Origin of the sequence: Sphingomonas sp. 10B4, from assembly GCF_035019905.1 — a bacterium.
GTDB classification, from domain to species: Bacteria; Pseudomonadota; Alphaproteobacteria; order Sphingomonadales; family Sphingomonadaceae; genus Sphingomonas; species Sphingomonas glacialis.
In genome coordinates this window covers 1-407 of sequence record NZ_JASJVC010000213.1, presented here as the reverse complement: position 1 = coordinate 407, position 407 = coordinate 1, and the positions used below count along the sequence as shown (strand labels likewise).

1 protein-coding gene is annotated in these 407 nt (G+C 57.5%); it reads left to right on the top strand.

Going from position 1 to position 407, the window contains the following annotated elements; all coding sequences use genetic code 11:
- The coding region (locus QN347_RS19515; protein WP_323494358.1) for an autotransporter-associated beta strand repeat-containing protein at positions 1 to 407 on the top strand (407 nt) is incomplete at both ends.

Here is a 407-nt window from a genome sequence, read left to right as displayed (position 1 = left end):
GTCACGATGACGACGGGTAGCAATAACAGCTCGACCAATTTTGGCGGCAGCATACAAGATGGTGTCAGTGCCACGGCGCTGACGAAACTTGGCAGCGGCACGCAAACACTGTCCGGCAGCAATACGTACAGCGGCGCGACCACGGTCAGTAATGGCATACTGGCCGCCGCTGCCATGAATGCCTTCGGCAGCAACTCGGCTGTCACTACTGCCGCTGGTGCTACGCTCGATCTCGGTGGTTTCAATCAAGCCATCGGTTCGCTGGCTGGTAGCGGTGGTACGGTGAGCAATAATGGTCTAACGGCGGTCACGATGACGACGGGTGGCAATAACAGTTCAGCCAATTTTGGCTGCAGCATACAAGATGGTGTCAGAGCCACGGCGCTGACGAAACTTGGCAGCGGCAC